Source organism: Flavobacterium sp. GW821-FHT12A05, from assembly GCF_058807735.1.
This window is the reverse complement of the sequence record NZ_JBXAQY010000002.1, coordinates 365,989-389,192: the sequence shown is the minus strand read 5'-3', so window position 1 is coordinate 389,192 and position 23,204 is coordinate 365,989. Positions and strand designations below refer to the sequence as shown.

At 33.8% G+C, this 23,204-nt stretch carries 21 protein-coding genes; 14 read left to right on the top strand and 7 right to left on the bottom strand.

The features are described 5' to 3' along the window. Positions 1-28 precede the first annotated feature (28 nt). A complete protein-coding gene (locus AC1RRQ_RS05055) occupies positions 29-1,381 on the bottom strand; it encodes a hypothetical protein (RefSeq protein ID WP_493021940.1) in 1,353 nt (450 codons plus the stop codon). 206 nt (positions 1,382-1,587) lie between these two features. Here AC1RRQ_RS05055 and AC1RRQ_RS05050 point away from each other — a divergent pair, with 206 nt between their 5' ends. The 5 genes from AC1RRQ_RS05050 (at position 1,588) to clpX (ending at position 6,484) form a co-directional block, all read left to right on the top strand. Continuing rightward, positions 1,588-2,352, top strand: a complete 765-nt coding sequence (locus tag AC1RRQ_RS05050) for an alpha/beta fold hydrolase (protein ID WP_493021939.1) — start codon at positions 1,588-1,590, stop codon at positions 2,350-2,352. A gap of 52 nt (positions 2,353-2,404) precedes the next feature. Beyond that, complete coding sequence (locus AC1RRQ_RS05045; RefSeq protein WP_493021938.1) at positions 2,405-2,749, top strand: phage holin family protein; 345 nt, start codon at positions 2,405-2,407, stop codon at positions 2,747-2,749. 116 nt (positions 2,750-2,865) lie between these two features. Further along, positions 2,866-4,188, top strand: coding sequence for a trigger factor (locus tag AC1RRQ_RS05040; RefSeq protein ID WP_493021937.1), 1,323 nt, complete (start codon positions 2,866-2,868; stop codon positions 4,186-4,188). Positions 4,189-4,414: 226 nt separating this feature from the next. Further along, positions 4,415-5,089, top strand: a complete 675-nt coding sequence (clpP, locus tag AC1RRQ_RS05035; RefSeq protein WP_493021936.1) for an ATP-dependent Clp endopeptidase proteolytic subunit ClpP — start codon at positions 4,415-4,417, stop codon at positions 5,087-5,089. A gap of 162 nt (positions 5,090-5,251) precedes the next feature. Continuing rightward, positions 5,252-6,484, top strand: coding sequence for an ATP-dependent Clp protease ATP-binding subunit ClpX (clpX, locus tag AC1RRQ_RS05030; RefSeq protein ID WP_493021935.1), 1,233 nt, complete (start codon positions 5,252-5,254; stop codon positions 6,482-6,484). Between the two features lie 226 nt (positions 6,485-6,710). Here clpX and AC1RRQ_RS05025 read toward each other — a convergent pair whose 3' ends face one another. Continuing rightward, the gene (locus AC1RRQ_RS05025; protein WP_493021934.1) at positions 6,711-7,676 is read right to left on the bottom strand and encodes a GlxA family transcriptional regulator; all 966 of its coding nucleotides are present in this window, start codon (positions 7,674-7,676) and stop codon (positions 6,711-6,713) included. Positions 7,677-7,818: 142 nt separating this feature from the next. On the opposite strand from AC1RRQ_RS05025, the gene AC1RRQ_RS05020 reads away from it, so the two are divergent. The 6 genes from AC1RRQ_RS05020 to serB all read left to right on the top strand — a co-directional run bounded on the left by AC1RRQ_RS05020 (position 7,819) and on the right by serB (position 11,545). Beyond that, positions 7,819-8,229 (top strand): VOC family protein, encoded by a 411-nt coding sequence (locus tag AC1RRQ_RS05020; RefSeq protein WP_493021933.1) that lies wholly within the window; start codon positions 7,819-7,821, stop codon positions 8,227-8,229. Positions 8,230-8,270: 41 nt separating this feature from the next. Then, a complete protein-coding gene (locus tag AC1RRQ_RS05015) occupies positions 8,271-8,675 on the top strand; it encodes an SRPBCC family protein (protein WP_493021932.1) in 405 nt (134 codons plus the stop codon). 106 nt (positions 8,676-8,781) lie between these two features. After that, positions 8,782-9,189 (top strand): VOC family protein, encoded by a 408-nt coding sequence (locus AC1RRQ_RS05010; RefSeq protein ID WP_493021931.1) that lies wholly within the window; start codon positions 8,782-8,784, stop codon positions 9,187-9,189. Between the two features lie 3 nt (positions 9,190-9,192). Beyond that, the gene (locus AC1RRQ_RS05005; RefSeq protein WP_493021930.1) at positions 9,193-9,636 is read left to right on the top strand and encodes an SRPBCC domain-containing protein; all 444 of its coding nucleotides are present in this window, start codon (positions 9,193-9,195) and stop codon (positions 9,634-9,636) included. Between the two features lie 64 nt (positions 9,637-9,700). After that, positions 9,701-10,138 carry a VOC family protein gene (locus AC1RRQ_RS05000; protein ID WP_493021929.1) on the top strand — a complete coding sequence of 146 codons (438 nt, stop codon included), beginning with the start codon at positions 9,701-9,703 and terminating at the stop codon, positions 10,136-10,138. A 177-nt stretch (positions 10,139-10,315) separates the two neighbouring features. Continuing rightward, on the top strand, positions 10,316-11,545 hold the full coding sequence (gene serB / locus AC1RRQ_RS04995; RefSeq protein WP_493021928.1) for a phosphoserine phosphatase SerB: 1,230 nt from the start codon (positions 10,316-10,318) through the stop codon (positions 11,543-11,545). A 412-nt stretch (positions 11,546-11,957) separates the two neighbouring features. Here serB and AC1RRQ_RS04990 read toward each other — a convergent pair whose 3' ends face one another. Continuing rightward, positions 11,958-12,197 carry a redox-active disulfide protein 2 gene (locus AC1RRQ_RS04990; RefSeq protein WP_493021927.1) on the bottom strand — a complete coding sequence of 80 codons (240 nt, stop codon included), beginning with the start codon at positions 12,195-12,197 and terminating at the stop codon, positions 11,958-11,960. 154 nt (positions 12,198-12,351) lie between these two features. Continuing rightward, entirely contained in the window at positions 12,352-13,875 is a 1,524-nt protein-coding gene (locus tag AC1RRQ_RS04985) for a GH3 auxin-responsive promoter family protein (RefSeq protein ID WP_493021926.1), read from the bottom strand. Between the two features lie 221 nt (positions 13,876-14,096). Between AC1RRQ_RS04985 and AC1RRQ_RS04980 the strand changes: the two genes are divergently transcribed. Beyond that, positions 14,097-14,891: a DUF2797 domain-containing protein gene (locus tag AC1RRQ_RS04980; RefSeq protein ID WP_493021925.1), complete on the top strand. Its 795-nt coding sequence runs from the start codon at positions 14,097-14,099 to the stop codon at positions 14,889-14,891. Positions 14,892-15,194: 303 nt separating this feature from the next. After that, entirely contained in the window at positions 15,195-16,247 is a 1,053-nt protein-coding gene (locus AC1RRQ_RS04975) for a glycosyltransferase family 9 protein (protein WP_493021924.1), read from the top strand. A 78-nt stretch (positions 16,248-16,325) separates the two neighbouring features. Here the strand turns inward: AC1RRQ_RS04975 and AC1RRQ_RS04970 are convergent, their stop codons facing one another. From AC1RRQ_RS04970 to sppA, 3 genes are all read right to left on the bottom strand, one after another. Beyond that, complete coding sequence (locus tag AC1RRQ_RS04970; RefSeq protein ID WP_493021923.1) at positions 16,326-18,926, bottom strand: AsmA family protein; 2,601 nt, start codon at positions 18,924-18,926, stop codon at positions 16,326-16,328. 167 nt (positions 18,927-19,093) lie between these two features. Continuing rightward, positions 19,094-20,041, bottom strand: a complete 948-nt coding sequence (locus tag AC1RRQ_RS04965) for an alpha/beta hydrolase (protein ID WP_493021922.1) — start codon at positions 20,039-20,041, stop codon at positions 19,094-19,096. Positions 20,042-20,052: 11 nt separating this feature from the next. Further along, positions 20,053-21,810 carry a signal peptide peptidase SppA gene (sppA, locus tag AC1RRQ_RS04960; RefSeq protein ID WP_493021921.1) on the bottom strand — a complete coding sequence of 586 codons (1,758 nt, stop codon included), beginning with the start codon at positions 21,808-21,810 and terminating at the stop codon, positions 20,053-20,055. A 202-nt stretch (positions 21,811-22,012) separates the two neighbouring features. On the opposite strand from sppA, the gene AC1RRQ_RS04955 reads away from it, so the two are divergent. Then, complete coding sequence (locus tag AC1RRQ_RS04955; protein WP_493021920.1) at positions 22,013-23,203, top strand: peptidase associated/transthyretin-like domain-containing protein; 1,191 nt, start codon at positions 22,013-22,015, stop codon at positions 23,201-23,203. Position 23,204: the final 1 nt, after the last annotated feature.

Sequence of the window (23,204 nt, the reverse complement as noted above, 5' to 3'; positions counted from 1 at the left end):
CGGCTCATTTACAACTAAATTCTAAAAATTATTTTCTGTTAAAAGCAGCAAGGAAGTCTTCAAATTTAGTTTGAAGTTTGTCAAATCCTTCAGAGAAATAAGCTCCCATTTCTACTTCTGTTTTATCATTAAATCTTAAGTAGTTTACTACATAATAGTAGTCTACTTTTTGAGAAGGCGCACTTTGGTCAAATTGCCAAGAACCTCCGTTTGTATTGTTGCTTGGTACCCATTTGTAGTAGTTGTCATAGCTGTACTCAATTTCGGCACGCTGCACAATATCAGCAATTTTAGTTCCGTCTTTTTTAGATACTAAAATTAATTTTGTGTTTTTATTAAAGTTAGCTGCAGATCCTTCTGCTGATTTTTTATTGTATGTATTATAATCAGTATAATAAGTTTTAGTACCGTAATTAGCATTAGGTAAAGATTTTTCTAAGGCAGTATCGTCTGCAGCAGCAGTAGCTAAATCCATATCAGCAACAATAATAAAGTTGTCTAATAATTTGAAAACACCATTTGCTTTACCTCTGTATTGAACAAGTTCGTCATTGTCTAACAATTTGTCAACTTCAGCATTGCTTCCTGCGTTAAAATCAACAATAGTTTTTCCGTTGTAAGTAAGAGACGCTTTTGAAGTGTTTTGTGCTGCTTTTGCACCGCTCATTTCCCAAGTGTAACCATCGTTTAACACCATTTTGTATGCAAAATCAGTTGGAACTTCTTTTCCATTAGCATATTTTGCAGTTTGTACAAATGTAGCTGATTGTGTACCATCGATTGTTAAAACAGCATCTGATGAAGTAGGAAGGAAAATTGAATCATAGATTTCTGTTCCTCCATTAGGACCGCTAAGCCATCCATCATAATATTTCACTTTTACATCAGAAGAAACGCCTTTTGCAGATAAAATCGCATTGTTTGCTGTTTGAGATTTTTTTGCAGGGAAAACAAATTTTAATTCTGTAGTCGAAGCCGTTTTAACCCAAGCTTTAGTGGTATTGTTCCAAGTATAGATACCATAAACACCAGAAATGTTTAAGATGTCTTCTACTTTATTATCATTCTTTCCAGCAAAAATATCAATTGGGCTAACACCTAATAATCTTGATAAATTTTCTAATGCTTCGATTGCTCCAGAACTTTTAGTTTTATCTAATTGTACCAGCATTTCGTTTGCTTCAGCTTCTAATTTTTGTTTTTGCTGTGCAGGAGTAAGATTAGAATAAGGCTGTTTCAATAAGGCAGCAATTTGTTCTTGTAATGTCTGCTCAGTTTCTGGTTTTGATTCTGGTGTAGGTTCGCTAGGATTGTCTTCACTAGAACAAGAAATCATAAGTTGAGAAGCAACTACTGATAATAAAAGGAATTTTTTAATCATGATTTGTGTTTAATTAAATGAAATTGTTGGTTATATTTTTGAACCGCAAGGTAGTTTTAAAAAAAATCAAAAGTTTACGGGATCCCGTAAAACGCAAACTTTTTTTTAATAATATGATTTATTAAAAAGATTTTGGAGAACACATTCTGCAACAGATTAATAGATAAGTTTTTTACATTTGTAGTAGAATTTAAAAGGAAAATTTAATGTTATACTCAAAAATAGAAGGCGAAGGAAAACCTTTTGTCATCATGCACGGATTTCTTGGAATGTCTGATAATTGGAAAACTTTGGCAGGACAATATGTAGAAGCCGGATTTCAGGTTCATATTTTAGATTTGCGAAATCACGGTCGCAGCTTTCATTCAGACGAATGGAGTTATGAAGCAATGGTTCAGGATGTTTTTGAATACTGCCAGGCAAATAACCTAACCAGAATCGATATTCTGGGACATTCGATGGGAGGAAAAGTAGCGATGCTTTTTGCAGCATTACACCCTGAACTGGTAGATAAACTAATTGTGGCAGATATTGGCCCGAGATTTTACAAACAGCATCATCAGGATATTTTGGCAGGATTAAATGCAGTCGATTTTTCTGTAAAACCAAGCAGAAATGATGTCGAGGCAGTCTTAACACAATATGTTCCAGATTTTGGAACGCGTCAGTTTTTGTTAAAGAACTTATATTGGCAGGAACCGGGGCAATTAGCTTTCCGATTTAATTTAGCAGCTTTTAATAATAATCTCGATGCCATAGGAAAACCTCTTGACGAAAGTCTGAGTTTTTCTAAACCAACGTTATTTATAAGAGGAGGAAATTCAGGATATATTCAGGATTCTGATCTGGATGCCATTAAAACACAATTCCCCAATTTTAAACTCGAAACTATTCCAAATGCAGGACATTGGCTTCATGCCGAAAATCCAAAACTGTTTTTTGAAATGACAACGACGTTTTTGAAAGAGTAGTAAATTTTGATAAAAATTTTATTACTTTTAAATAAATTTTAAATTAGAAACTATGAAATTACTTCTCAGACTTCTCGTTACTGCAGCCTTGGTTTTGCTAATCGCAAACTTTTTGCCAGGAGTTCACGTTGCCAGTTTTGCTACGGCTGTAATCGTTGCAGTGGTTTTAGGATTACTAAATCTTTTTATAAAACCAATTTTAGTTATACTGACTCTGCCTGTTACGGTTGTTACACTGGGCTTGTTTTTGTTAGTAATCAACGCCATTATTATTTTGCTCTGTACTAATATTGTAGGGGGCTTTGCAGTCGATTCATTCTGGACAGCGTTATTCTTTAGTATTATTTTGTCTATTCTTCAATCTATTACTTACAAAATATTAGGAGACGATAATTAAAACAAAATTAAAAGCAGATTTAAACTGCTTCAAATACAATAGATTAAAAACTTGGTTGGGTTGCAAAAATTTTATAATTTTGCAACCCAATTTTATTATGTAAATTAAAGAAGACGATGGATATTAAAAGAGTAGCAATAGACGCTGTTAACGAGACAATTGTATTGAACGTTGTTCATATGGATTATAAAGGTCAAGTGGCAAAAAGAATCAACGAAAAATTGCCTTTGGCGCAAGTAAAAGGATTTAGAAAAGGACAAGTTCCTAAAGATCTTGTAGAAAAACAATACGGAAAAGGTATTAAACAAGAAGAGATCAAAAAAGTAGTTGATTTGGCTTTAGAGCGTTTTATTCAATCTGAAAGATTAAATCTTTTAGGAACTCCTCTTGCTAAAGAAAATGAAAACCTTGACTGGGATGCAGAAGAATTAACTTTCGAATATGAAATTGGTTTAGTGCCAAACTTCGAAATTGATTTAGAAGCTAAAAATAATATCGTAAAATATATCGTTACTGCTGATGATAAATTAATCGACGGACAAGTAGAGCGTATCCAAAAACAATTCGGTAAAGCAATTCCTCAGGATAAAGTTGCTGCTGATTCTGATTTAACTGGAACTTTCACAAACGAAGAAAAAGGTATCAGCAATACCACTACAATTTCTGTATCAACTTTCAACAAAAAAGCTGGGGATAAATTCATCGGTAAAAAAGTTGGAGATGTTGTTACAGTAAGCACAAAAGGTTTATTCGAAGACGATCATCAATTAATGGATTACTTAAAAGTATCTCATGATGATGTTCACGGTTTAGATATCGAAGTAAACTTTACAATCGAAGCAATCAATGGTGCTGAATTGGCAGAATTAAACCAAGAATTATTTGATAAACTTTTTGGTGAAGGAAAAGTAGCTTCTTTAGAAGATTTAAAATCTAGAATTAAAGAAGATGCTGAAGCGCAATTTGCACAGCAAGCAGATCAAAAATTATTATTAGACGTTCAGGATTTCTTGATCGAAAATACAAAATTTGATTTACCGGCTGCATTCCTTAAAAAATGGTTACAAACTGTTGGAGAGAAAAAACTTTCTGCAGAAGAAGCTGAAGTTGAATACGCAAGATCTGAAAAAGGTTTACGTTTTCAATTAATCGAAGGAAAAGCAATGGCTCAAAGTAATATCCAAATTACATTTGACGATTTGAAAGCTTTTACAACAAACGCTATCAAACAACAAATGGCTCAATTTGGACAAACAAACCCAACTGACGAAGAAGTTCAAGGAATCGTGGCTAGAGTTTTATCTAACCAAGAGGAAGTGAAAAGACTTTCTGAGCAAGTTGTAGCAGAGAAATTGTTAGAGTTGTTTAAAGAAAAAGCAAATCCAACAACTAAAGAAGTAACTTACGAAGAATTTATTGCTGCTTCTTACGGAGAATAATTTCTGAAAAATAATTATATTTGAGCGTCGGCAGTTTCTGCCGGCGCTTATTTTTTTGTTTCAAGTTTAAGGTTTCAAGTTTTAAAAAAAACTTAGCACCTTAGTATTTCAGAACCTTTGAAACTTAAAAAGAAGACATAATGACATCCTTTGTAAAAAGGTATGACCTTTGCAGAGCATAAAAAAGTATACACCAAAATAAACGTAAAACTTAGAACAAATACATATGAACTACGGTAAAGAATTCAAAAATTTTGCTACAAAGCACCACGGAGTAAATGCCATGTATTATGACAAAATCATCAGCGCTATGACGCCGACGAACTTAACTCCAAATATTATCGAAGAACGCCAGTTAAATGTTTCAATTCTGGATGTCTTTTCAAGATTAATGATGGACAGAATTATCTTTTTAGGAACAGGTATCGACGATCAGATTGCAAATGTTGTACAAGCGCAATTGTTGTTCTTAGAAAGTGCGGATGCATCAAAAGATATTCAAATCTATTTAAACTCTCCTGGAGGAAGCGTTTATGCAGGTCTTGGAATCTATGACACCATGCAGTACATCAAACCAGATGTTGCTACAATTTGTACAGGAATGGCAGCTTCTATGGGAGCCGTTTTATTATGTGCAGGAGCAGCAGGAAAACGTTCAGCATTACCGCATTCACGTGTAATGATTCACCAGCCATCTGGAGGAGCACAAGGTGTTGCAACAGATATGGAAATCAACTTACGCGAAATGTTGAAACTAAAAGACGAATTGTACAATATTATTTCGCAGCATACCGGACAAACTTTTGATAAAGTGCATAAAGACAGTGAGCGTGATTACTGGATGATTGCAGACGAAGCAAAAGAATACGGAATGATCGACGAAGTATTAAGAAGAAGCTAATTTTAAAGTTTCTAAGTTGCTGAGATGCTAAGTTTTAAGGTTTTCTCTGTAAACTGAAATAAAAAAATAAAAATATTAAGCTGTAAAGAGCTAAGTTTTTAAGTTTTAAATTAAAAAGCTTAGAAACTTAGTATCTTTGCAGCTTAGTAACTTAAGTAAAGAATGGCAAAAGTAGTATTAGAATGTTCGTTTTGTGGAAGAAAAAAGCCAGAAACTAATTTATTAATTGCGGGAATCAATGCACACATTTGTGATAAATGTATTGAACAAGCACACGGAATTGTATTAGAAGAATTAAAATCGAGTGGAAGCGCGAAACTTGTTGGGGATTTAATTTTAAAGAAACCAAAAGAAATCAGAGCTTTCCTGGATCAATATGTTATTGGTCAGGACCAGACAAAAAAAGTAATGTCAGTTGCGGTTTACAATCACTACAAACGTTTAATGCAGCAGCAATTAGACGATGAGGTTGAGATTGAAAAAAGTAACATCATTATGGTAGGTCAAACCGGAACAGGAAAAACATTGGTTGCTAAAACAATCGCAAAAATGTTAGATGTTCCTTTGGCAATTGTTGATGCAACTGTATTAACAGAAGCAGGTTATGTAGGAGAAGATGTTGAAAGTATCTTAACACGTCTTTTACAAGCCGCAGATTATGATGTAACCAAAGCCGAAAGAGGAATCGTATTTATTGATGAAATTGATAAAATTGCCCGTAAGAGTGATAACCCATCAATAACACGTGACGTTTCTGGAGAAGGAGTACAACAAGCTTTATTGAAATTATTAGAAGGAACAGTAGTAAACGTACCGCCAAAAGGAGGACGTAAACATCCGGATCAAAAATTTGTTGAGGTAAATACTCAAAACATTTTGTTTATTGCCGGAGGTGCTTTTGATGGAGTAGAACGTATTATATCAAAACGTTTAAACCGTCAGGCAGTTGGATATTCTACTTCTAAAAATGTAGATAATATCGATAAAGACAATTTACTTCAATATATTATCCCAAAAGACATTAAAGATTTTGGATTGATTCCGGAGATAATTGGTCGTTTACCGGTTTTAACGCACATGGATCCTTTAGATAAAGAAACACTTCGTGCTATTTTAACGCAGCCTAAAAATGCATTGGTAAAACAATATCAGAAATTATTTTTAATGGATGAGGTTGAATTTACTATTACAGACGAAGCGTTAGATTTTATTGTAGACAAAGCTTTAGAATACAAATTAGGAGCACGTGGATTACGTTCGCTTTGCGAAGCAATCCTAACAGATGCAATGTACGAATTACCAAGTTCTGACGATAAAGTTTTATCAATCGATAAAGATTACGCAGAACATACTTTAAGCAAAAACTTATTGAAGCGAATGGAAATTGCTTCTTAAATACTGATATTGCCCTGTCAAAGTTCAAAACGTTGACAAAGTTTAAAATAAAAACCTGTTCAAATAAATGAGCAGGTTTTTTTATTTGGTAATTCTGAAAGTAAAAAGTAATAATTAGCCCTGATCGAAACGGCATCCTTTTGTGGTGGAGTTCACCACAAAAGATAAAGTGAAGAGCAGGACTGAAGGTTCTTATGAAAACAAAATGAACTGCTTCTAAAAAAAACTACTGAACCCTAAACTTTTCTCTATACTCAATAGGTTTCATTCCAACCATTTTATAAAAAACTTTTCGAAATGCTTTTGGGTCATTATATCCCGTTTTTTCAATAATTTCTGAAATCGAAAGCTGGGTTTGCTCCAAATATTTCTTTGAGCTTTCAACCCTAATATTTTGCAGATATTCAATTGGCGGAATCCCGGTTACTTGTTTAAAACGGCGTGTCATGTTTCTGGCACTAGTTGGAATATCTTTGGTTATTTCTTCCAGTTTTTCGATGCTGTGATATTGGCTTTCGATTTTTTGCTGCAACATCGCAACTAAAGTATCATTATGTAAATGATTAGGTCTGAAAGTACTGAAATAACTCTGCTTGTAACGATTTAAATCAATAGAGAAAATTTTGGCAATTTGTACTGCAGTTTCGTTTCCGCAATATTTCTGAACCAATAAAATCAATAAATGAAACGTTGAGGTCGAGCCTCCGCTGGTATACAAACTTCCATCTGCCGTCAGGGTTTCATCTGGTTTTAATTTTACCATCGGAAAAGCCTTTGTAAAAGCACTGCAGGCATCGACATGTGTCGTGGCTAATTTTTCGTTCAATAATCCCGAAGCCGCAAACAAAAACGCACCTGTACAAAAACTGGCCAATTCGGCTCCGGACTGATGTTGTTTCTGCAGCCAAGGAATAAACTTTTTATTCTTCGCAATCATTTCGCTCATATTGTCAGTCGTAAATGCTGGAATTAAAATCAATTCCAAAATCTCACTTGAAGATTCAATAGAATTAATTTCATAGCCAAATAAATGTTCCTGATTAATTTGCTCTGTCAATTGAAAAAGCATGATTTCAAATGGTTTTTCAGTTTCCTTACTCAACTTATTTGCTGTTTCAAATACTTCTAAAATTGCTGCAATACTCAACAATTTATAGTCGTGAGGGACGATTAAACCTACTCTTTTGCTCATGTTTTTGTGGTTTTTTGAAAAATTAATGGCATAACAAATGTAAGTATTTTGTCTTAAATGCCCCCAAAGTTGACTTTTATTGTAACCTAAACGCCATTCTAAAACTCTAAATTTGTTTTAAATAATTGTAACTTTAAATATTATGGACACAAACATTTATATAAATCTTGCCGTAAAAGATTTACAAAAAGCAATATCATTTTTTAATGCATTGGGTTTTGAAACCAATTTGAAATTTACAAATGAAAAGGGAGCCTGTATCGTTATTGGTAAAAATATCAATGTAATGATTTTGGTAGAAGAGTTTTATAAAACATTTACCAATAAGCAGCTTTGTGATTCAAATACAACCAGTGAAGTTCTTCTTTCTTTTTCTGTTGCAACTCGACAAGAAGTCGATGAAATAATAGAGAAAGCGGTTAAAGCCAGAGGAACAGATTATCAAAAAAATAACGATTATGGCTGGATGTATCAGCGGACTTTCTTAGATTTAGACGGACATCATTGGGAAGTTTTCCATATGGACGAAAGTCAGATTCCAGATCAGATGTAACTAGAGTATAAACCAAAGTATAATTTTTAAAAATATAAATAATGATAACAGTAAAAAATACAATCAATGCATCAATAAACAAAGTTTGGGATTTTTGGACTTTGCCGGAACATATTAAAAAATGGAGTTTTGCTTCTCCGGATTGGCACACACCTTACGCCGAAAATGATCTTAAAGAAGGCGGAAAATTCAAATCGACTATGGCGGCAAAAGACGGAAGCATGAGTTTTGATTTTGAAGGCGAATACACGCTGGTTAAACCAAATGAAGCAATTCAATACGTTATGGCAGACGGAAGAAAAGTAGAAATTACTTTTAAAGAAACTCCAAACGGAGTAGAAGTAATCGAAAGCTTCGACCCAGAAACACAAAATCCCGAAGAAATGCAGCGCGGCGGCTGGCAGGCTATTCTGGATAATTTTAAAAGTTATGCCGAGGCAAATTAATTAGGTGCAAAGGGACAGAGTTACAAAGTTGCAAAGAAAAAAACTTAGTGCCTTAGTATCTCAGCTACTTAGCCCCTTTAAAAAAATTAACGAAAAACATCAAAAAATGACAAAACAAATATGGCTGAATCTGCCAGTAAAAGAGGTGGCAGCTTCAAAAGCTTTTTTTTCGAAAATAGGTTTCTCTTTTAATGAAGAACACGATACGCCAAGTTCGACCTGCATGGTGGTTGGCGAAGGAAAATTTGTGGTAATGCTTTTTGAAGAATCACTTTTTGCAGGTTTTTCGCAAAACAAAATTACCGATACCAAAACAAGCTCAGAAGTTTTAATTTCGATTGATGCAGAAAGCAAGCAAGAAGTCGACGAACTGGCCAAAAAAGTACAAGAAGCCGGAGGAGATGTCTTCGCTTCGCCAGCCGAAAGTCAAGGCTGGATGTACGGTTGCGGCTTTGCTGATTTAGACGGACATCGCTGGAATGTTTTATTTATGGATTTTAGTAAACTATCTTAAGTTATGGAAACATTAGAATTTAAAATAAGAATCAAAGCTCATCCCGAAAAGGTTTGGAGTGTTTTATGGGACGACGAAACGTATAAAAAATGGACAAGTGTTTTTTGCGAAGGATCTCATACCATAAGCGACTGGAACGAAGGTGATAAAATACATTTTATGTCACCAAACGGAGAAGGAATGTATAGTATAATTGAAACAAAAACACCAAACGAATATATGGCTTTTAAGCATATAGGCGAAATAAAAGATTTTAAAGAACAGCCTCTCAACGAAGAAACAAAAAAATGGAGCGGGGCAATGGAAACCTACAGATTAATTCCAGACGATGAATTTACAGATTTAATTGCTCAGGTCGATACAGACGAAAAATTTGTCGATTATTTTAAAGATGTTTTTCCAAAAGGTTTAGAAGTAGTAAAGCAATTGTCTGAAAAAAGAGAATAGAAGAAACAAACAAAAAAAAACAAAAAGAACACATTTATAATTAACAAACAAAAAACAAAATATCATGACAACAGTAAATCCTTATTTAGTTTTTAATGGAAATTGCGAAGAAGCATTTTTACATTACAAATCCGTATTTGGTGGAGAATTTTCATATATCGGAAGATTTAATGAAATGCCTGCTGCTGAAGATGGCGGCTGTGCCGAAGTTTCAGAAAAAGATGCCAACCGTATCATGCACGTTTCACTGCCAATAGGCGGGACCATTTTAATGGGAAGTGATAGTAACGAACAATCCGGCGATGTAAAATTTGGAGGAAATTTTTCTGTTTCTGTTAATGTAGAAAGTACAGAAGAAGCAGACCGAATCTTCAACGGACTTTCAGCAGGCGGAAACGTTTTTATGCCAATGGATAAAACATTTTGGGGTGCTTATTTCGGGATGTTCACCGATAAATTTGGTGTCAACTGGATGGTAAATTTTGATCAAAACCCACAATAATTCCCAGATACAAATAATGTAACTTGTTATGTTATTTCAATAGTAGAGTATTATTGTTAAATTACTCAATAAAGCGCATGTATATGCGCTTTTTCTTTACAAAAAAAACAAGGATTATTCTTTTTTATCACCAAGAGATTGTCGATTTTTGTCGCTTTCAAAACCAACACAGATAAAATGACAATAGAGGACAAAGAAATTATTTTATTAAAAGTTTCAGGACACGATAAACCAGGAGTTACAGCTGGTTTAACAGCAGTATTAGCAGCTTATGATGCTGTTATTCTTGATATTGGACAAGCCGATATTCATGACACGCTTTCTTTAGGAATTTTGTTTGAGATCGAAGCAGGTTCTACTTCTGGTCCAGTTTTGAAAGACCTGTTATTTAAAGCTTATGAATTAGAAGTAAAAGTGAAATTTATTCCAATCTCAGTAGAAGATTACGAAAATTGGGTAAAAACACAATCTAAGCAGCGCTATATCATTAACATTTTAGGAGAGAAACTAGCAGCTTCGCAATTAGCAGCAGTCGCAAAATTACTTTCAGACCAAAATTTGAATATTGTTTCTATCATAAGATTAACAGGCAGAACATCTGTAGTCGAAAAAGAAGAATATCCACGTTCTTGTATACAATTGTCGCTAACTGGAGATATTATAGATAAAGTTGCTATGACAGCAAGTTTTATGGAAATTTCAAGAACCCTAAATGTAGATATTTCTTTCCAGGAAGATAATATCTACAGACGAAACCGTCGTTTGGTTTGTTTCGATATGGATTCTACCTTGATTCAAACCGAAGTTATCGACGAACTGGCAGAACTAAACGGAGTAGGACCTCAGGTAAGAGCAATTACAGAATCGGCAATGAACGGCGAAATTGATTTCAATGAAAGTTTCAAACAGCGTATGGCTTTGTTGGAAGGTTTAAGCGAAGAAGTACTGCAAAAAGTAGCGGTAAATTTGCCAATCACAAAAGGAGCACATCGTTTAATGAAAGCCTTAAAATACTACGGTTATAAAACCGCGATTCTTTCTGGAGGTTTTACCTATTTTGGAGATTATCTTCAAAAAGAACTCGGAATCGATTATGTTCACGCCAATCAATTAGAAATTAAAGACGGAAAATTAACCGGCAAATATTTAGGCGATATCGTAGATGGACTAAAGAAAGCTGAATACCTAAAAGCGATTGCGGAAAAAGAAGGAATTCACATTAACCAGACCATTGCAGTGGGCGACGGAGCAAACGATTTGCCAATGCTTAATTTAGCTGGTTTAGGAATCGCTTTTCACGCAAAACCAAAAGTAAAAGAAAGCGCCTCAACCTCGATTTCAAGCCTTGGACTCGACGGAGTTTTATACTTATTGGGTTACCACGACAGATATATCGATATGATGTAATATTGATTTTATTCTCAGAAGGCCCCAATTTTCACCCTGAGCGAAGTCGAAGGGCTGTTATACTCAAAAAAAGCTTCTCCTCAAGTATCGGGACGCTCAGCGTGGCAAATACAACTGTCACCCTGAGCGAAGTCGAAGGGCTTTCATACTCAAAAGGATTTCGACTACGCTCAGCCTTACAAGATAAAAAAATCTGTGTAAATCTGCGTTTTCGCAAAGCGAATCCGTGTAATCTGCGTGCTTAACACTTCATCAAAATAAAATCTTAGCAGCTTAGTATCTCAGAGCCTCAGAACCTTAATAATGGCATGCCCCTCCGGGTCGGGCTATCCGTTACAATCTTTTTGTTTTTAAAGAAAAAACAAAAAGGATTTCCACTTCTATCCCTCATGCGATTCAGTGGGATTTGCGTTTATTTACGAGATTCTAATTCCTTTTTAATTTCTTTTAAAGTATTCATATTCAGAATGAAAATAGGAAGTAAAGCAAGAGGAATAACATTTGCAGCGCTAAAACCTTTATTAATAGCAAGGTAGATGTTAAGAACAAATAGAAGCACCAGTGCAACTCCAAAAATATAAGTCACTGCTTTCAATGATTTTTCATTCTTAATTAGTTCTTCGCTGGTCATTTCGTTGAATTTCTTTTTCATTTTGGTTTGGTTTAAATTTTGTATGGTTTTGGTTAATTTTATGTTTTTAAATAGCTGATTTATAAATGAATTGCCTCCTGCTTTAGCTGGAGGTATAAAAATAGATAAAGATTTGGGCTTTAGCCAAATTCGTGTCCATTCGTGAAATCTGTGTTTAGCTTTTAACGGCACACATTTCCTTCAATTGCTCCAAATAATCTCTCTGATTCGAAAGTCTCGGAATCTTATGCTGTCCGCCTAATTTATCTCTTTCTTTTAACCAGTCATAGAATAAGTTTTCGCGTGCGATATTAATCACCAAAGGATTTAAAGTCATATTGTTGTAGCGTTTCGCTTCGTAATCAGAATTTAAAGTCTGTAAAGTTTCATCCAGGACCTTTTGGAAAAGTCCCACATCAGCCGGTTTTTTCTTGAATTCGATCATCCATTCGTGCGCACCTTTTTCTTTGTCCTGCATAAAAATAGGAGCAACCGTATAATCGATAACTTCGGTTTGTGTAATCTGGCAGGCTTTGGCAATAGCCTGATCCGTGTTTTCTACCATTAATTCTTCCCCAAAAACATTAATATGATGTTTGGTCCTTCCGGTAACTCTAATTCGATATGGATTCAATGAAGTAAAACGAACCGTATCGCCAATTAAATAGCGCCATAAACCAGAATTGGTCGTAATCACAATTGCGTAGTTTTTATTCAATTCAACATCGGCTAAACGAATCGCTTTTTGATCTGGAGTTCCAAAAGTATCCATTGGAATAAATTCATAGAAAATTCCGTAATCCAGCATTAGCAATAAATCACTCGAATTGTTTAAATCCTGAATAGCAAAAAAGCCTTCAGAGGCATTATAGATTTCGTAATATCTAAAATCCTTACTTGGTAAAATTTTCTTGTATTGATCTTTGTATGGAGAAAAACTAACGCCTCCGTGAAAATACACTTCAAGATTTGGCCAAAGTTCTAATAAACTTTGTTTGCCTGTATTTTCCAGAACTTTATTCATTAAAACCAGCATCCAGGACGGAACTCCCGCAAAACTCGTTACATTTTCATTTTTTGTTTCGTTAATTATGGCAGCAATCTTGGTTTCCCATTCGCTCATCAGCGATGTTTTACTGCTTGGCGTACTGCTGAATTCAGCCCAAATAGGCATGTTTTCAATCAAAATTGCCGATAAATCTCCAAAGAAAGTATTGTTGTTTTCGTAAATCTGAGAGCTTCCGCCTAAGCGAAGACTCTTTCCAAGAAACAGTTCAGAATCTTCATTATTATTCAAATACAAACAAAGTAAATCCTTGCTTCCTTTATAATGACAATCTTCGAGAGCTTCGTTACTTACAGGGATAAATTTACTTTTAGCATTTGTAGTACCGCTTGATTTGGCAAACCATTTAATTGGAGATTCCCAAAAAACGCCTTGTTCGCCCTGACGTGTGCGTTCAATCAAAGGCTGTAATTCTTCATAAGTTGCAATAGGAACTCTCTCTGCAAAAGTCTGATAAGAGTTTATCGATTCAAAGTCATATTGTTTTCCAATAACCGTATTTTCAGAAGCCAATAACAAATTATGCAATAGTTCTTCCTGAACTTCATTTGGGTATTTTAAAAAAAGTTCAATTTGATGAATCCTTTGTTTCAGGACCCAGGATGCGAAGGAGTTTATAATTGATAAAGGCATGTGTACAGTTTAGATTTTAGATTGCTGATTTTAAATTTGGTTTTACAATTCATGTAAATTGAAACTTAAAATTTGAATATCGAGCGGCAAATAGTAACTTTGTCATTGTATCAAAAATAGTGTTTTTTTGTAATAAAAACCACTACTTACAAACTAAAGATTAACTCAAAAAATAAGAGCAATCTAAAATCTAAAATCTAAAATTCTCAATTTAATTCTAAATGACATATCAAGGCGTACTAACGAAAATGCAGACTGAACTCGGAAATCCTATTCAATACTATTTAGTTTTCGAAGATAGTTTTCTTAATGTGAATCAATTATTGGATAAAGAAATTGAGATTAGTTTTTCAGGTTTTCAGTGTTTGAATTGTCAAAAGAAGAAAAAGATATTTAGACAAGGTTTTTGTTATGACTGTTTTTATTCGAGTCCTGCTGTTGGCGACTGGATTATGAGACCAGAATTGAGTACTGCTCATTTAGGAATTGCAGATCGTGATTTAGAATACGAACAAAAAGCACAATTACAGCCTCACGTGGTTTACCTTGCCTTTTCAAGCGAAATAAAAGTGGGTGTAACCCGTAAAACTCAGGTTCCTACACGATGGATCGATCAGGGAGCAACGCAGGCAATTGCCATTGTTGAGGTTCCCAATCGTTATTTAGCCGGAATTACCGAGGTTGCGCTGAAAGACCATTATGCAGATAAAACCAATTGGAGAAAAATGCTGCAATGTACTCCTGAAGGCTGCGATTTAATTCTTGAAAAATCAAAAGTCGAAAGTTTAATTCCGGCTGAGGTTAAAGATTATTTTTACAGTCAAAAAAATGATGTCTACGAGTTGAATTACCCTGTTTTAAATTATCCTGCAAAAGTGGCCAGTTTAAATTTGGATAAAACACCAACATTCCAAGGAAAATTAGTTGGAATTAAAGGTCAATACCTGATTTTTGAAAACGGAACCGTTTTTAATGTTCGAGGCTCCGAAGGTTATGTTGTAAATATAAACGTTTAGTTATTTTACTAAACCCGTCGATTTAGATTGGCCCGCTGTCGATTTGTAGTGACTCGCTGTCGAATATTTGTTGGTTATTATCTTAAAATTTGTACTTTTATTTCTATATTAGGAGTAAAAGTGTGAATATTGATACATTTAGATAACAATTATGTAATAATTGCTTATTGAAAGAATTTATTTTTGAAAGGAAAAGAACCTAAATTTGATAAAGGTTAAAAACACATTTTTAAACGAAAATAAGCTTTGTTTTGAAGTTTATATTCTCCTTACAAAATTAAAATACCACAAAATAAAATACCAATGAGTAACTTAAAAAAAGTTAGCGTTAATAAGGTCAGGCGTAATTTGATGCGCAATTTAACTAAGAATATTGGTAATGTAAATTCTGTCCAAAGCGGCACGATTGATAAAGGCAAAATCAAAAAAATATTGATCTGCAGGCCAAACGGAAGACTAGGTAATTTGCTTTTAATTACCCCATTAATTCAAGAAGTTTCGGCGACATTTCCAGATTGTAAAATCGATCTGTTTGTAAAAGGAACTCTCGCTCCCATAGTTTTTGAAAAATACGATAATATCGATAAGATTATCGACCTGCCTAAAAAGCCTTTTAAAGAATTAGTTAAATATTTAAAAGTCTGGACTTTAATAAAAAAACAAAATTACGATCTGGTAATTAACGTTGACCAAAATTCCTCCTCAGGAAGATTAGCTGCACAATTCTCAAGTGCTAAATATAAATTTTTTGGAGACCTTCCTGAAAATGTGAAATTAAATTATGAGGATCAGGCTCATATTGCAAAATATCCCGTATATAATTTTAGATACTTTTTAAGCCAGTTTGGAATAGAAGATAAAAAAGAACCTGTTGCGCTGCTGGATCTAAAATTAACCAACGAAGAAATATCAAAAGGAAAAACAATCCTTAACAGCATAGTTGACGAACAGAAAAAAACAATCGCCATTTTTACTTTTGCAACAGGAGAAAAATGTTATGACGAGTTATGGTGGGAAGAGTTTTACGCGGCCTTAAAAAAAGAATATCCTGATTATAATATTTTTGAAATGCTTCCTATTGAAAACAGATCTCAAATTAATTTTCAGGCGCCTTCATTTTACAGCAAAGATGTCCGCGAAATAGGATCAGTACTAGCCAATGTTAATGTATTTATAGGCGCAGATAGTGGTATTATGCATTTGGCAAGTGCATCAAAAGCATCAACGGTTGGTTTATTTTCGATATCAAATCTGGAAAAATACAAGCCTTATGGAAATAACAGTATTGCAATCGACACAAACAAATTGACTATTCCGGATTATATAAATGCTGTAAACAAAATTTTAAATAAGTAGTAATCTAATCGATTCACTATAAAAAGAAACTGCTCCGGAAAATGAATTCCGGAGCAGTTTTTTTATTTAAATCAATGTTTATTTTTTCTTGAAAAGTCCATTTAGTAAGTCACTTGCTTTTTTGGTAACTTCCTGTGTTTTTTGCTCTTTTTCAGTTTTTGCTGCCTGCGTTGTATCTTTCGCTTTTGTGTTTTTGTTGATTAAATCAGTCAGAGCAGCTGTACCTTTTTGAGTCAGTTTTTCTTTTTGCTGATTAGCTACTTGCGAAGCCAGACTCGTTACAGCAGTTTTCATATCTGTAGTAACCTTTGGATTTGAAAAGCTGCCGCCAATAATGGCATTAATTGGAATATTTTCCAGTTTTGCAGCATCTGCAGGAGACATTTTTGCAAGGAAAGCATTTGCTTCACTTCCTAAATACTTAGCAGGAACATCAAATTTTAAATTGTAATTCATCGTTTGGTCAAAACCGTGAGTTCCACCAACTGTTACTTTAATATCTTGATATTTAATATCAAATGGTTTTACATTTACTCTTCCGTTTTCAAAAGATAAAGCCGCTTTAATATCATTCAAATTCACCTTATTCATATCAAGGAATTTAATGTTTGAAGTTAAAGAGTTTAATACCGTAGAATTTTTAGCATTTACAGTTGTAGAAAGCAATTGTCCAATTAAATCTCCCGAAATAGATTTTAGGTCTGGAGTTAATTCATTAGCATCCAGGTTTCCGTTTAATTTTACAGTAGAGTTTAGTTTACCATTGATGATTCCGGCAATTGGTGCAATTTTTTTCATCATGTCTAATTGCGTAAAAGTCTGTGCAATATCAACTTGATTAAAACCTAAATTCATATCAAATGTAGGTACTTTGGTTTTAGTAGAAACCGCTCCGGTTAATCCAATCGTTCCTCCAAAAATAGAAGTCTTAAAGTTTTCCAACAACGCTTTTTCATCTTTGATAATCAATTTACCCGAAACATCTTTTAGTTTTAAATTATCATATAAAACAGTGGTTGCTTTTGCGTTTAACGTACAGTTTAAGAAAGCTGGAATTTTCATCGCTTCGGCTGGTTTTGCCGGCGTTTTTGTTTCTGTTTTTGCTGGTTCTCCGGCAGTCATGAAATCATCAACCGCTAACTGATTAGAGCTCATATTGAAGTTTCCTTTCAGCTCTTGTTTTTTAAACATAAAACCGTAGAAATTTTCCAGAACTCCATTTATAGCAATATCACTTTTTCCTGTAGTCGCATTAAACTGTTTTAGGTTAATCGTACTTGGATTAAACTCCACCATAGCCGTGCTGATGTTCATAGATTTGTTGTTTTCATCAGTATATTTAAATCCTGATAAACTCATAGTTCCGGCATTTTTAATGTTTTGGTATTGACTTTTCTCAACAGAAGCCATATCAAAATTTGTTGTAACATCGGCTTTTAAAATACCTGCCAATGGTTTGTCCATTTTTATTGGATAAGCTTTTGAAAGATTCGCTAAGTTTATAGTCCCTTTTAAAGCTGCATTTACAAGCGGATTAACGGTAATGTTTCTAACATTTGCTTTAGCGCTGAAAACATCCTGATCGATTCTAAAAGACAATTTATCTAAGTTTACATAAGTGTCGTTTAGAATTCCGGTTTCGTTGATGATCTTGGTATCGATTACAATATTCTGAACTGATTTTGGAAGGTTAGGATATTGAAATGAAGCATTGTTTGAAGCAATGGCAATATTGAATTTAGGAACAGTTGTGTCTGTTAGTTTTCCTTTTGCAAAACCAACAACAGTAAATTCTCCGGTTGTTTTTACACCATCAAGACTCGATGCATAAGCCGAAGGAATTAAACCTAAGAAGTTCGTAAACGACGAAGTTGGTGTTTTAAACTTTAAATCATAAATCTGACCTTCTTTAACCATTTGAATAAATCCGTCGAATTCTAACGGCAATTGGTTAATTAAAGCTTTATTTTCTTTAAAAGTATATTTGCTTTGGTCTAAATCAATTCCTAAAACAGCGTCTAAAGTCAGTTTTATATTTTTCATATAATTTACTTTATCCATATCTAAAGATACATTTGCTGTAGACTTTGTTGTTAAATCCAGTTTAGAATTGGTAAAATCTCCAGTTCCTTCGTGATTTAAACTATCAATAACCATTTTAATTTTTGAACCCTGATCGATATATCTAAAAGTGAAATTCTCGATTTTGTAGTTTTGAATCTTCAAAGAAAGCGGACTGCTTTTATCGTCTTTTTTATCGTCTTCTTTTTTGTCTTTTAAGGCAATATCAAAATTTCCAACACCATCTTTATTAAAGATAATGTTGATTAAACCATTCTCAGAAGTAATTCCCTGAATGTTTAAAGGTTCGTCTTTTCCTTTAAAAAGTTCTTTAATGCTCATTTTAAGGTTCAATTGTCCTAATGAAACCAAAGTATCGCCTTCAAAAGGGGCTTTGTTTATAATGACCAATTTCTCGATTCCAACCGCTGCATTTGGGAAGTTTTTAAACAAACTTAAATCAGCATCGGCAAAGCTTACTTTTGCATCGACACTCTCGTTAATGGCATCGGCAATTTTGGCTTTGATTTGGTCCTTAAAGAAATACGGAATGGCAAATAATGCGGCTATAAAAACCACAAGCACAATGGCGGTTACTTTTAAAATTTTCTTTAACATATTTATAGATTTGAGGTTTAATTTTGAAAATTGACTGTTGCAAAAATAGTTTTTTTATTGAAGCCTGAATATAAAGTTTTCTTAATAAGTAGGAAAATTATGTTATTTTTAAACAAAAAAAATCCGTTTGAGAATTCCCAAACGGATTTTAGTTTTTTATTATGGAACTATTTTTTAATGAATGACACAATCTTCGTTGTCATGGTTTCAGAAATTGGAAGCGTTTCATTGTTGTAACTTTCCATATTTGCCTGTTTATCGCCATCAATAATTTTCATGATGTGGTTCATTTTATCGATAATATCCAATTCAGCATTTTTATTGGCTTTTGATAAATTTTCGGCATCTTGAACCGGAACTTGTAAATCATTATTCCCTTGAATGATCAAAATAGGAACGGTCAGTTTTTTAATTTCTGTCTGTGGATCATATTTAAACCAGGAAATCAGATAAGGCTGAATACTGGGCCTGAATAATGAATTTAACATCGGATCGACTTTTTTTACTTTATTGCCGCTTTTTAAACTGTCAATAATAGGAAACGTCATGTCCTCAATTACTTTATTTGATTTAGAAGAGATCTGAGATTTTAAAAGTTTATCTGCAGATTCTCCCGCTCCGGCAATCGAAATAAATTTATTTGCTTTTGCTCCGGCAATCATTCCAATTAAAGAACCTTCGCTATGGCAAATAACTGTTAATTGTGTAAAACGTTTGTCCAGTTTTAAAAAGTTAATCCAGCTTTTGGCATCTTCGGTATAATTTTCAAAAACTAAACTTGTTTCTGTTACTGCCGATGCTTTGCTTTCACCAATTCCTCTTTTGTCGTATCGCAAAGAAGCAATTCCGTTTTTTGCCAGCGCTTCAGCCAGCATTTTTAAAGAATTGTTTTTCATCATTGGGTTATTCCCGTTTCTGTCTGTTGGGCCAGAACCAGCGATTATCAAGGCAACCGGACATTTCTTTACTTCATCAGGAACAGTCAGCGTGCCGTAAAGCTGATCAATATTAATTTTTAAAGTAACGTTTGTTTCTTTAAAAGTATGCTGTTTTGTACTTTGAGCATTTGCAATGGTCAATGATAAAAGGGCGGCAAACAACAGTATATGTTTCATTTTGAGAGGAATTATTTAATGTTTATTCCAAAAGGCATCATGGCCTGAACTCCTTTTTGTCTCTGAAATCTTTTTACCTGTTCGATAAGCAAATAGTTTTCTTCGCCAATTTCTTCTTTTATAAAGGCTTCTTTAGATTGAGCAAAAGGAAGATTAGCCATTAATTCGCTCAATGATTTTTCGTATTCAGGATAATTCTGCGTGCTGTAATCTTTAATTTTAGCAATCTTAGCAGCTTCTGCAATTGCATCATTTAAACCTCCAATTTTGTCTACCAATCCAATTTTTAAAGCTTCTGTTCCAGACCATACTCTTCCTTGTGCGATAGAATCTACTTGGGCAAAAGTCATTTTTCGGCCTTCAGCAACATGCGTAACAAAAGTTTTGTAAATCTGCTCAACGCCTTCAAGTGTAAAAGCTTTGAATTTTTCGTCAACTGGCACAAACGGACTGTAGTTTGCAGAGTTTTCGTGTGTTTTTACCTGTTCTGTATTAATTCCTAATTTGTTGGCAAGCGGGGTAAAGTTTGGCAATACGCCAAAAACTCCAATAGAACCTGTAATAGTATTGCTTTCGGCAAAAATTTTATTGGCATTACATGCAATATAATATCCTCCTGAAGCAGCGTAATTTCCCATTGAAACCACAACTGGTTTTACTTTTTTGGTAATTTCAATTTCTCTCCAGATTAAATCAGAAGTTAAAGCACTTCCGCCCGGGCTGTCAATTCTTAAAACGATTGCTTTTACATCTTCATTCTTTCTTGCTTCCTGAAGCGAACGACGCATAGAACCTTCGCCAATTACGTTTACATCTCCTTCACCGCCGGCAATTTCGCCTTGAGCGTAAATAATCGCAATTTGATCATCGGCTGTATTGGTTAAAGCTGTAGTGATATTATTTTGAGTATAATCTAAAATCGAAATTTTATTGTAATCGTCATCGCCTTTCACTTTCAATGCTTTTTTGATGGCATCGTGATAAACATCTTCATAAGCAACAATGTCTATTAAATGCTGAGACTTTGCCATTTCGGGAGTTCTGGCTAATAATCCGTTTGCAATTTCGTTTAATTTGTCAACCGGAATCTTTCTGCTTTTTGAGATATCACTGCAAACGGTTGACCAAAGAGAATTTAAAAGTGCAGTAACTTGTTCTCTGTTAGCATCGCTCATTTTGTTTTCTAAAAATGGCTCAACGGCACTTTTATATTTTCCGTGACGAATCACTTCCATATGAATACCTGATTTTTCCTGAAAATCTTTGAAGAACATCACTTCAGACGAAAGTCCTTTAAAATCTAAATCTCCGGCCGGATTCAAATAAATCGTATTGGCAACCGAGTTTAAGTAGTATTCTTTCTGCGAATAAGTATTGGCATAAGCCCAGACAAATTTCCCTGATTTTTTAAAACTCTCCAGTGCATTTCTTAAATCTTTGTATTGAGCAAGACCTAAAGAAGACTGATCGTTTAAGATCGAAATTCCTTTAATATTGTCGTCGGTTTTTGCGGCTTCAATCGCATTGATAACATCAGTTAAACCAACACCTTTTTTATCTGAAAAAACAGTTACCCAGGGATCTTTATATTTTCCTGCGTAATCGTTATTAATTTGTTTTAAATCTAATTCAATTACAGAATCATTTTTAACCGAGACCTTATCGTCTCCGCCAAAAATCGCCCCAATTAGGATTGCTCCAAAAAAGAAGATCATGATAAATACAAAAATACCAATAACTGTGGCAATTACATTTCCTAAAAACTTCATAAGTATATATTTTTTAAATAAGTATCAAAAAGGATTGGTTTGTTACAAATATAATCTAAAAACGATTTAACTCTCATATATGAATTGTCGAAATAGCTGCAGCTTTTGCATTTTTAAATCTAAATATCAAGGCATGATGTTTGTGAGATTAGTATTAGTTTAGAAATGAATATTTTATATTAAAAACTTAACCGCCGTTACTATGAGAAAAAACATTACCCTTTTATGCTTTTTATTTCTTTTGAGTTTTTATGCCGGGGCTCAAAAAATGCAGACTCAAAAAATTGTAGCCGATAAACAGACCAAACTACCGCTGGATAAAGTAAATGTTTATAACCAAAGAGATAATTCGCTGACGAATGAGGAAGGCGTATTTTCTTTTGTTTCAGATATAGACGAACTGAATTTTAGTTTAATTGGCTACGAAAATCTTAAAGTGAATTTTGAAGATCTAAAAAAAGTGGATACGCTGTTTCTGCAAAGTAAAATAATTGAACTCGATGAAGTAGTAGTAGGACAAGAGCAGGCAATCTTGAAAAAGGCTTATGCGAAAATGAAGGAAAACTACATTTTGGCTCCCTACAATGAAAACTTCTTTTTAAGATGCGTATTAAAAAGAAATGACGAAATAGCAAGACTGCAGGATATTTATGGGAAAGTATCTCGAAAAAGCATTTTTAAAACCAATACACAGCCTGATAATAAATGCGAAGTAGAGATTTTGAATATGAGAAAAGTGGGTATTTCAGACAAGCAGGATTTTATTTATTTTAAATTTCAAAGTTTTGAAAAGTTATTTGATTTGAATGCTTTGATATTTATAGCGGTTGAAGAATTTGACCTTACACAGGAAAAAAACATAGCTCCGGATTATTTAAAAATCAGTTTTGTAAACAAAGAAGCTAACTCAATAAAACAGAAGATAAGCGGTTATTTTATTATTAATAAATCAGATTATGCAATAGTCGAAACTTACTTTGATTTTTATGACGATCCGGATAAAGTGCCGTTTCAAAAAGATGGTAAAGTAGAATATAGAACAACCCGTTTTAAAAGAACTGCGAATTACAAGAAAAATACTAACGTTAATAAATATTATTTAAGTAATGCAAATGCAGATGTTAGGGTAGAAATACTTGAAAATGATAAAGTAAAGAAAGCAGCTTACGATTACTCGACTCACTTTTTTGTAACCAATAGTTTTATTGCCGAAAAAGCAAAATCGAATTTGTCGATGGATAAAGATATTTTTAAAGTAAAATATCCCTATTCAGAACAGTTTTGGAAAAGTCAAAATCAGCTGCCGTTAACCACCGATTTAACCAGCTTTTTAAAGCGTGTTTCAGAAAACAAAGACAACAAGAAAGAGTTTGATATAGTGGGAAACTTCTAAT